The organism is Candidatus Sodalis sp. SoCistrobi, from assembly GCF_900143145.1.
Taxonomy (GTDB): Bacteria; Pseudomonadota; Gammaproteobacteria; order Enterobacterales; family Enterobacteriaceae; genus SoCistrobi.
The window spans coordinates 1-10,128 of sequence record NZ_FRDB01000102.1; the positions used below are offsets into that span (position 1 = coordinate 1).

Here is a 10,128-nt window from a genome sequence, read left to right on the forward strand (position 1 = left end):
CGGCGACTCCTACGATAATGCGATGGCAGAGAGTATCAACGGGTTGTACAAAACGGAGGTTATCCACCGCGGGAGCTGGAAAAACCGGACGGAAGTGGAGTTGGCCACGCTGGACTGGGTGGACTGGGTGGACTGGGTGGACTGGTACAACAACAGAAGGCTGCTCGGGCGGCTGGGTTACATCCCTCCTACTGAAGCCGAAATGAACTATTACGCTTTGCAATTAGCATCAGAGGAAGCGGCGTAGTATTGCCAAAATTACTCTCTAATAAACTCGGGGTTATTCACTCCCGGCATGCTGATGGCATCCTTGCGCCTGAACATACCGGTCATTTTTGTCTCCGGCGGCCCGATGGAAGCCGGGAAAACCAAGCTGTCGGACAAAATCATCAAACTGGACCTGATAGACGCCATGATCCAAGGCGCCAAACCCCATGTCTCGGATGAGGATAGCGACCAGATCGAGCGTTCCGCCTGCCCAACCTGCGGGTCGTGCTCGGGGATGTTTACCGCCAACTCGATGAACTGCCTCACCGAGGCGCTCGGTCTTTCGCAGCCGGGCAACGGTTCGCTGCTGGCGACCCACGCCGATCGCAAGCAACTGTTTTTGAACGCCGGTGAGCGTATCGTCGGCTTAGCAAAACGCTATTATGAACAAGATGATACCAGCGCGCTGCCGCGCAGTATCGCCTGCAAAGCGGCATTTGAAAACGCCATGACCCTGGATATCGCTATGGGCGGCTCCACCAACACCGTGCTCCATCTGCTGGCTGCGGCGCAGGAAGGCGAAGTGGACTTTACCATGGCGGATATCGACCGCCTGTCGCGTAAAGTGCCGCACTTATGCAAGGTCGCCCCCAGCACCCAGAAGTATCATATGGAAGATGTGCACCGCGCCGGCGGCGTCATCGGCATTCTCGGCGAGCTGGATCGCAGCGGGCTGCTTAATCGCGAGGTGCGCAATGTGCTCGGTTTGTCGCTGCCGGAAACCCTGGCGCGCTTTGATGTCATGGTGAGCGATGACGCGGCAGTAAAAAGCATGTATGCCGCGGGTCCTGCGGGCATTCGTACCACTCAGGCGTTTTCTCAGGACTGTCGCTGGCCGTCGCTGGACACCGACCGTCAGGAAGGCTGTATCCGCGCCCGTGAATTCGCCTACAGCCAGGACGGCGGGCTGGCGGTGCTGTACGGCAACATTGCCTAAGACGGCTGTATAGTGAAAACCGCCGGCGTCGACAAAGGCAGCCTGGTATTCCGTGGTCCGGCCAAAGTCTATGAAAGCCAGGAAGCCGCGTCAGAGGCGATCCTCGGCGGTAAGGTGGTTGCCGGCGATGTGGTTGTTATCCGCTACGAGGGCCCGAAAGGCGGTCCGGGGATGCAGGAAATGCTTTACCCGACCACCTTCCTTAAATCCATGGGACTGGGCAAAAGCTGCGCCCTGATCACCGATGGCCGCTTTTCTGGTGGTACCTCGGGGCTGTCTATCGGCCATGTGTCGCCGGAAGCCGCCAGCGGCGGCCTGATCGGACTGGTGCGCGATGGCGATATTATCGATATCAATATTGCCGGCCGCGGGATTGTGTTGGATGTGGCCGACAGCGAGCTGGCGGCGCGGCGCGAAACCGAACTGGCGCGCGGTGCTGCGGCCTGGACGCCGGTCGCCCGCGAACGGCAGGTGTCGTTCGCCCTGAAAGCCTATGCTAGTTTGGCAACCAGTGCCGACAAAGGCGCGGTGCGCGATAAAGCCAAGTTGGGAGGATAAGGCACCATGGCTGAGTCTCAACCGTTTTCCGCCGAGCCCTGCCCTGCAGAGTACCTGCGCGCGGCATTACGCGCGCCGGTGTATGAAGTGGCCCAGGTGACGCCGCTGCAGGTGATGAATAAAGTGTCGGAACGCCTCGGCAACACGGTACTGGTGAAACGTGAAGACCGTCAGCCGGTGCACAGCTTTAAACTACGGGGCGCTTACGCGATGATAGCGGGGCTCAGCGAAGCACAGCGCGCCTGCGGCGTTATTACCGCCTCGGCGGGCAACCATGCCCAAGGGGTGGCGTTGTCCGCCAGCCGGCTCGGCATCCCGTCGCTTATTGTCATGCCCGTTAATACCGCCGATATCAAAGTGGATGCGGTGCGCGGCTTCGGCGGCGAGCCGCTGTTGTTCGGCGCCAACTTTGATGAAGCCAAGGCCAAAGCCATTGCGCTGGCGCGCGAACGTCATATGACTTTTGTGCCGCCGTTTGATCATCCGGCGGTGATCGCCGGGCAGGGGACGCTGGCGATGGAGCTGTTGCAGCAAGACGCCCATCTGGACCGCATATTTGTACCGGTGGGCGGCGGCGGTTTGGCGGCGGGCGTGGCGGTGCTGATAAAACACCTGATGCCGCAGATTAAAGTCATCGGCGTGGAAGCGGAAGAGTCCGCCTGTCTGGCGGCGGCGCTACAGGCCGGCGAGCCGGTGGATTTACCGCGCGTCGGTCTGTTTGCCGAGGGGGTGGCGGTCAGGCGTATCGGCGATGAAACTTTCCGTCTTTGCCGCGATTACCTTGATGATGTGGTCACCGTGGACAGCGACGCGATATGCGCGGCGGTAAAAGATTTGTTTGAGGACGTTCGGGCGATTGCCGAACCCTCCGGCGCGCTGGCGCTGGCGGGGATGAAAAAATATGTCCAACAACACGGCATCCGCGATGAGCGTCTGGCGCACGTACTGTCCGGCGCTAACGTCAATTTCCACGGCCTGCGCTATGTCTCGGAGCGCTGCGAGCTGGGCGAGCAACGCGAGGCGCTGATGGCGGTGACCATCCCGGAAAGGAAGGGCAGTTTTCTGGCCTTCTGCGAGCTCCTGGGCGGCCGGCCGGTAACGGAGTTCAATTACCGCTACAGCGATGCCGACAACGCCTGTATTTTCGTCGGCGTCAGGCTGACCCGCGGGCGCGAGGAGCGCGAGGAGCGCGAGGAAATCTTGGCGGAGATGGTTGCCGGCGGTTATCAGGTGGCGGATCTGTCCGATGACGAGATGGCCAAGCTGCACGTCCGCTATATGGTGGGTGGACGGCCGTCGAAACCGCTGCGCGAGCGTTTGTATAGCTTCGAGTTCCCCGAATCCCCGGGCGCATTGCTAAAATTCCTCTACACGCTGGGCACGCGCTGGAATATTACCTTATTCCAGTACCGCAGCCACGGCACGGATTTCGGTCGGGTCTTGGCGGGCTTTGAACTGGCGGAGCGTGAGCCGGAGTTTGATCATCATCTCTCGGCTTTGGGCTATGAATGCCACGATGTCACCGCCAATCCGGCGTTTCGTTTGTTCCTGGCGGATTAACTGCGCTGGCGGCCGGTGCCTGTGCATATACTGGCGCCGGTCAGCGTTCCAGCAGTTGCCAAAAGGCGTCGATCAGCGGTTCCTGTAGCCGTTTTCTTTGCGCACACACCCCGAGCGCCAGCGGCGCGACCGGGGTGCCGTGCTCCAGCAGGGTAATGCGGCTGCGCACCGGCTCCGGCGAATTGTCCATCACCACCGACGGGATCAGCGCGATGCCGCAGCCCAGTGCCACCATCGACACAATCGCTTCATTGCCGGCAACGGTAGCGTAAATCAGCGGATTACTGATATGGTTGCTGCGAAACCACAGTTCAATACGCCGGCGCGCCGGACCGTGCTCCGGAAGTATGAACGGGGTGTGCGACCAGTCAGGCTGTGGGGTCTTCACCCGGGCGCGCACCGGGCAAGGCAGCGCCGGCGCGATTAAAATCATGGGAATTTCGCCGATCGGGGTGAAGTCAATACTCGCCGGCAGGATTTCGGGATGGCCGGCAATCCCCAAATCCGCTTCGCCGGACTGCACTTTATCCAGCGCATTGGCGGCGTCGCCGGTGGTGAGTTTAATTTCCACCAGCGGGTGCTCGGCGCGGAACCGATCGAGTATCGGCGGCAAATGGCTGTAGGCGGCGGTCACCGAGCAGAACAGCCGCAGTTCGCCGCTGAGCGAGGGGCCATGCTGGCCGAGGCGGTGGCGCAACTGCTGGTATTGCAGCAGGGTTTGCTGCGCGAACTCTTTGAGTTGCTGGCCGGCGTCGGTCAATTGCACCGTGCGGTTGTCGCGGAGAAAAAGCGTCTGCCCGACGTCCTCTTCCAGGCGCTGGATCTGGCGCGACAAGGTCGACGGGCTGACGTGCATCGCCTTGGCGCTACGGCCGAAATGGCGGCTTTCCGCCAGGTGGAGAAACAACTTGAGGTCGCGGATATCCATGAATTCGCCCCGAGAGTGAATGAACCCACCGTCGCGTATTGTCGGCAAGGTGTATTGCAGATTCTGCAAGGTCAGGTTGTTAATATATCAATTTAAGCAATGCTTTTCCTGCTTTATAGTGGTCGGCAGAGAAGAATCCTGTCCGCGGGCGAACGCCGGCGGCAAGCCCTTATATTTGATGATGGAGTTGCTAGATGGCTAACTATTTCAACACCTTAAACCTGCGTCAGCAGTTGGCGCAGTTAGGTAAATGCCGTTTCATGAGCCGGGATGAATTCGTCGATGAAGCGGGCTACTTGAAAGGCAAAAAAGTGGTGATCATCGGCTGTGGCGCCCAAGGCTTGAACCAAGGGCTGAATATGCGCGACTCCGGTCTGGATATTGCCTACGCGCTGCGTAAAGAAGCCATTGCCGAGAAACGTCCCTCCTGGCGCAAGGCGACCGAAAACGGTTTCCGCGTCGGCACCTATGAAGAGCTGGTGCCGGAAGCAGACCTGGTGGTCAACCTGACCCCGGACAAGCAACATTCCGCCGTGGTGCAGGCGGTACAGCCGCTGATGAAGCAAGGCGCCGCGTTGGGCTATTCCCACGGCTTCAACATCGTTGAAGTGGGTGAGCAAATCCGTGGCGACATCACCGTTATCATGGTGGCGCCGAAATGCCCGGGTACCGAGGTGCGTGAAGAGTACAAGCGCGGCTTCGGCGTGCCGACCCTTATCGCCGTGCACCCGGAAAACGATCCGAAGGGTGAGGGCATGGCGCTGGCCAAAGCCTGGGCGGCCGCCACCGGCGGCCATCGCGCCGGGGTGCTGGAATCCTCTTTCGTCGCCGAGGTCAAGTCGGATCTGATGGGCGAACAGACCATTCTGTGCGGCATGCTGCAGGCCGGCTCGCTGCTGTGCTTCGACAAAATGGTTGCCGATGGCGTCGACCCGGCCTATGCCGGCAAACTGATTCAATTCGGCTGGGAAACCACCACCGAAGCGCTGAAACAGGGCGGCATCACGCTGATGATGGACCGGCTGTCCAATAGCGCGAAATTGCGCGCTTATGCGTTGTCCGAGCAGCTCAAGCAACTGATGCAGCCGCTGTTTGAAAAACATATGGACGATATCATCACCGGCGCCTTCTCCAGCGGCATGATGGCCGATTGGGCCAACGATGATGTTAAACTGCTCGGCTGGCGTGAAGAAACCGGCCGTTCGCCGTTCGAGAATGCGCCGCAGTTCGACGGCAAAATCAGCGAGCAGACCTACTTCGATCACGGCGTACTGATGATCGCCATGGCAAAAGCCGGCGTAGAGCTGGCGTTTGAAACCATGACCCGTTCCGGCATTATCGCCGAGTCGGCCTATTACGAATCGCTGCACGAATTGCCGCTCATCGCCAACACCGTTGCGCGCAAGCGTTTGTATGAAATGAACGTGGTCATTTCCGACACCGCCGAGTACGGCAACTATCTGTTCGCCAATGCCGCCGTGCCGTTGCTGAAAGACGCGTTTATGGGCAAATTGCAGGCGGGCGATCTGGGTAAACCGGTGGCCGACGGTGAAATCGACAATGCGCGTCTGCGCGATGTGAATGAGGCTATCCGCCAGCATCCGATTGAAATCGTGGGCGCCGAACTGCGTGGCTACATGAAGGATATGAAACGCATCGCGGTCGCGAACTGACCGGCGGCAGGGTCATCCCGACGGGTGACGCGCCATGCAAACTTCAGCCCCCGCCGTCCGGCGGGGGTTTTTTTTGCCCGCCGCGGGGATAAACCCCGGCGCCGCTTTCTGCTACAATCCCCCTCCGTTCACACCACCGTTTTTGCCCGGGATTCATGTATGCGCCTCAATCCAAGCCAACAGCAAGCCGTCGAATTCGTCACCGGACCCTGCCTGGTGCTGGCCGGCGCCGGCTCGGGCAAAACGCGGGTTATCACCAATAAAATCGCCCATCTGATCCGCGGTTGCGGCTATCAGGCGCGGCATATCGCGGCGGTGACGTTTACCAATAAAGCCTCCAGGGAGATGAAGGAGCGGGTGGCGCAAACGCTCGGTCGTGCAGAAGCGCGCGGGCTGACCGTCGCCACGTTCCATACGCTCGGGCTGGCTATCATCAAGCGCGAATATAAGGCGCTGGGCATGAAGGCCAAATTCTCGCTGTTTGATGAGCAAGACCAACTGGCGCTGCTTAAAGATCTGTCCGAGCCGTGGCTGGAAGGGGACAAAGACCTGCTCAAGTCGCTGACCTCCGCCATATCCAACTGGAAGAACGATCTGCTGTCGCCGGCGCAGGCGGCCGCCGCCGCCCGTTCCGAACGGGATAAGTTGTTCGCCCATTGCTATGCACTCTATGACGACCATCTTATCGCCTGCAATGTGCTGGATTTCGATGATTTGATTCTACGGCCGACCCAGCTTATGCAGCGCGACGAGGCGGTGCGCGAGCGCTGGCAAAACCGGCTGCGCTATTTGCTGGTGGATGAGTATCAGGATACCAATACCAGCCAGTATGAACTGGTGAAGCTGCTGGTGGGGCCGCGGGGCCGTTTCACCGTAGTGGGCGACGACGATCAATCGATCTACTCCTGGCGCGGCGCGCGGCCGCAAAATCTGGCGTTGCTGCAACAAGATTTCCCGACGCTTGCGGTTATCAAGCTGGAGCAGAATTATCGCTCCACCGAGCGCATCCTGAATGCCGCCAATATACTTATCGCCAACAATCCTCATGTTTTTGAAAAACGCCTTTTTTCCCGCCTGGGCTATGGCGAGATCCTGAAAGTTATTACCGCCAACAATGAAGATCACGAGGCTGAGCGGGTGGTGGGGGAGCTGATCGCTCACCACTACATCAGCAAAACTCGTTATCGCGATTACGCCATTTTGTATCGCGGCAATCACCAGTCGCGGCTGTTTGAAAAGATGCTGATGCAAAACCGCATTCCTTATCGCATCTCCGGCGGGACGTCGTTTTTTTCACGGCCGGAGATTAAGGACTTGCTCGCCTATCTGCGCGTGTTGACCAACCCCGATGACGATAGCGCGTTTTTGCGGATAGTGAATACGCCGCGCCGGGAGATAGGCGCGGCGACGCTGGCCAAATTGGGCACCTGGGCGACGCAGCGCGACAAGAGCATGTTTACCGCCAGTTTTGATTTGGGCCTCGGGCAAACGCTCAGCGGCCGCGGCCTGGAGTCGCTGCAACAGTTTACCCACTGGCTGGACGGCGTCGCCAGACAGGCGGAGCGAGATCCGGTGGCCGCAGTGCGTGAACTTATTCACGGCATCGACTATGAAAGCTGGCTGTATGAGAGTTCCACCAGCCCGAAAGCGGCGGAAATGCGCATGAAAAATGTCAACCAACTTTTCAGTTGGATGACCGAAATGCTGACCGGTTCCGATTTGAATGAGGCGATGACGCTGGATCAGGTGGTCACCCGTTTCACCCTGCGCGATATGATGGAACGCGGCGAGAGCGAAGAAGAACTCGATCAGGTGCAGTTGATGACGTTACATGCCTCCAAGGGGCTGGAGTTTCCCTATGTGTTCCTGGTCGGCATGGAAGAGGGCCTGTTGCCGCATCAAAGTAGTATCGACGAGAACAATATCGAAGAGGAGCGCCGGCTGGCCTATGTCGGTATTACCCGCGCGCAAAAGGAATTAACCTTCACCCTGTGCCGCGAGCGGCGCCAATACGGCGAGCTGGTCAAGCCAGAGCCGAGCCGTTTCCTGCTTGAGTTGCCCCAGGACGAGGTGCAATGGGAGCAGGTACGCAAACCGGTTAGCGCCGAGGAGCGCATGAGCCGCGGCCAGGGGCATCTGGCCAGCCTGCGCGCCCAGTTGGCCAAGGCGCGCGGCGAGGGCGACTAATGCTCTCGCCATGTTGGCCGGAGGCGCGGTTTCGGCGGGTGGTGCGCAGACGGTGAGCGGGGCGCCAGCGGCCCAGCGTTGCGGCGTTTCCTGCGACGGATCGGTTGATGGTGATCGAGAATGCGGCGGCCCAGCGTTACGGCGTTTCCTGCAACGGATCGGGTGATGTTGAGGGGGCCCGGCGATTCAGCCCTGCGGCGTTTCTTCCAGCAATAAGGGCCAGTGGACATAACTCTGCCACTGGCTTTCTTGCTCCAGGTATTCCGCCCGCAGCGGATGCTGGTGCAACCAGCCGTGAGGTAACATGACATGCAACGTCTCTTCCATGGCGCGCAGCTCAACCGCGGGCAGCGCATCGTCGCGGCGGCGGCTGGCAAAAATGATCGCCAGCCGCATTAATCGGCACAAGCGCTGGGCGAGACGCGGCGGCAGGCTGTTTTGCTCATTGAGCTGAGTTAAGTCGATGTGATTGCTCTGATTTTGCAGTAGCGTAGCGATAAGCTTTTGCTGGGCGGGAGTGAAACCGGGAAGGTCGGTATGGCGGACGAGATAGGCGGCGTGTTGCGGAGCGCGTTTTATATCAATACTGAGACCGATTTCGTGGATCATGCTGGCGCAGCGCAGAAGGGCGAAACATCGCTCGTCCAACTGCCAGGCTTCGGCCACCTGGCGGGCAAAACCGTCCGCCAGCCGGGTCACCCGCTGCGCCTGCTCGGTATCCAACTGATAGCGGCGCTGCAGATTTTCCAGGGTACGCTGACGGATGTCGCCGCCGACCGGCAGCGCCATCATGCCGTACATCATGCCCTCGCGCAGCGCGCCGCCCGCCAGGGTCATGGTCTTGATGCCCAGCTCGGCAAACACCGCCAGCAGAATCGCCAGCCCGCTCGGGAACACCAGCGCCCGATCCAGCGTCAATCCTTCGATTTCCAGCTCTTCGAGCTTGCCGCAATGAATAGCGCGCTGTTTAAGCTGCAACAGCTTGCTGAGGGTAATGTGCTCGTCCATGCCCTGGGCGACCATAATTTCCTGTAGCGCCTGCACGGTGCCGGAGGCGCCGACGCACACTTGCCAGCCCCGGGCCAACAGCCGAAAGGCGACCGGCCGGATTTTTTCGCGCGCCGCCCCTGCTCCGCCCGCTCGAAGTTTTCCCGGGTCAGGCTGCGATCGTTGAAATAACGCTCCAGCCAGGTGACGCAGCCCATTTCCAGACTGAACAATTCCAGCGCCTGCGCGCCGCGCCCCACGACCAGCTCGGTGCTGCCGCCGCCGATGTCCACGACTAAACGCTCATCGGAGCCGCCGGTGGTGTGGGCGACGCCCTGATAGATAAGCCGGGCTTCTTCTTCGCCGGAGATGACCTGCACCGGGCAGCCCAAAATGGTACTGGCCGGGCCGAGAAAATCCGCCGCGTTGGTGGCCAGACGCAGGGTAGCGGTGGCGACCACGCGAACCTGAGCGGGAGGAATATCCTGCAAATGCTCGGCAAACAGGCGCAGGCACTGCCAGCCCCGCTGCATGGCGTCGCTGGATAGCCGGTTATCGCCGTTCAGTCCGGCGGCCAGCCGCACTTTACGTTTGATTCGCGCCAGCGTCTGAAGGGTGCCGGCCACCTCACGCACCACCAACATATGAAAACTGTTGGAGCCTAAGTCAATGGCGGCATAAAGAGAGGTGGCGCTTATCATCTACGTATCAGCCCGGACGTTTACGGTTATGGCGCGGGCCGCCGCCGCTGCGGCGGGGACCACTGCCGGTGCGGGGGCGGGTCAACCGTTTTGGCGCGGGCAGGTCGGTCAGCAGCGCGTCGCTGTTATATTTACTGACGGGGATCTGATGGCCAATATAGCTTTCTATGGCGGTAAGATTCAATGCATATTCTTCACACGCCAGATACCGTCTTGCTCATCATGATGCAAGAGCTATATTTTCATCGAAGGGTATTCCAGATTTTAAGACACCATAAGCTAATTGGAGTAATTTTCGCATTGCCGCGCAGATGCCTACTTTACCTCCTT

5 protein-coding genes and 4 pseudogenes are annotated in these 10,128 nt (G+C 59.8%); 5 read left to right on the plus strand and 4 right to left on the minus strand.

The window, feature by feature from the left end; translation table 11 throughout:
• The 3 genes and pseudogenes from CINSTRO3249_RS08515 to ilvA all read left to right on the plus strand — a co-directional run.
• On the plus strand, window positions 1–247 hold a 247-nt coding region (locus CINSTRO3249_RS08515; protein ID WP_143146887.1), incomplete at its 5' end, for an integrase core domain-containing protein.
• 24 nt (window positions 248–271) lie between these two features.
• Window positions 272–1,762: pseudogene (gene ilvD, locus CINSTRO3249_RS17190) on the plus strand (dihydroxy-acid dehydratase); the annotation flags it as partial.
• Window positions 1,763–1,768: 6 nt separating this feature from the next.
• Window positions 1,769–3,322, plus strand: a complete 1,554-nt coding sequence (ilvA, locus tag CINSTRO3249_RS08525; RefSeq protein WP_074012967.1) for a threonine ammonia-lyase, biosynthetic — start codon at window positions 1,769–1,771, stop codon at window positions 3,320–3,322.
• Window positions 3,323–3,362: 40 nt separating this feature from the next.
• Here ilvA and ilvY read toward each other — a convergent pair whose 3' ends face one another.
• Entirely contained in the window at window positions 3,363–4,250 is an 888-nt protein-coding gene (gene ilvY / locus CINSTRO3249_RS08530) for an HTH-type transcriptional activator IlvY (protein ID WP_074012968.1), read from the minus strand.
• Between the two features lie 194 nt (window positions 4,251–4,444).
• Here ilvY and ilvC point away from each other — a divergent pair, with 194 nt between their 5' ends.
• Together ilvC and rep are read left to right on the plus strand one after the other, a co-directional pair.
• The gene (ilvC, locus tag CINSTRO3249_RS08535; RefSeq protein WP_074012969.1) at window positions 4,445–5,923 is read left to right on the plus strand and encodes a ketol-acid reductoisomerase; all 1,479 of its coding nucleotides are present in this window, start codon (window positions 4,445–4,447) and stop codon (window positions 5,921–5,923) included.
• A gap of 159 nt (window positions 5,924–6,082) precedes the next feature.
• Window positions 6,083–8,110 carry a DNA helicase Rep gene (gene rep, locus CINSTRO3249_RS08540; RefSeq protein ID WP_074012970.1) on the plus strand — a complete coding sequence of 676 codons (2,028 nt, stop codon included), beginning with the start codon at window positions 6,083–6,085 and terminating at the stop codon, window positions 8,108–8,110.
• Between the two features lie 186 nt (window positions 8,111–8,296).
• Here rep and gppA read toward each other — a convergent pair.
• The 3 pseudogenes from gppA to CINSTRO3249_RS16550 all read right to left on the minus strand — a co-directional run.
• Window positions 8,297–9,798: pseudogene (gppA, locus tag CINSTRO3249_RS08545) on the minus strand (guanosine-5'-triphosphate,3'-diphosphate diphosphatase).
• A 7-nt stretch (window positions 9,799–9,805) separates the two neighbouring features.
• A pseudogene (locus CINSTRO3249_RS08550) lies at window positions 9,806–10,003 on the minus strand (ATP-dependent RNA helicase RhlB); the annotation flags it as partial.
• 15 nt (window positions 10,004–10,018) lie between these two features.
• Window positions 10,019–10,128, minus strand: a pseudogene (locus tag CINSTRO3249_RS16550) (IS110 family transposase); the annotation flags it as partial.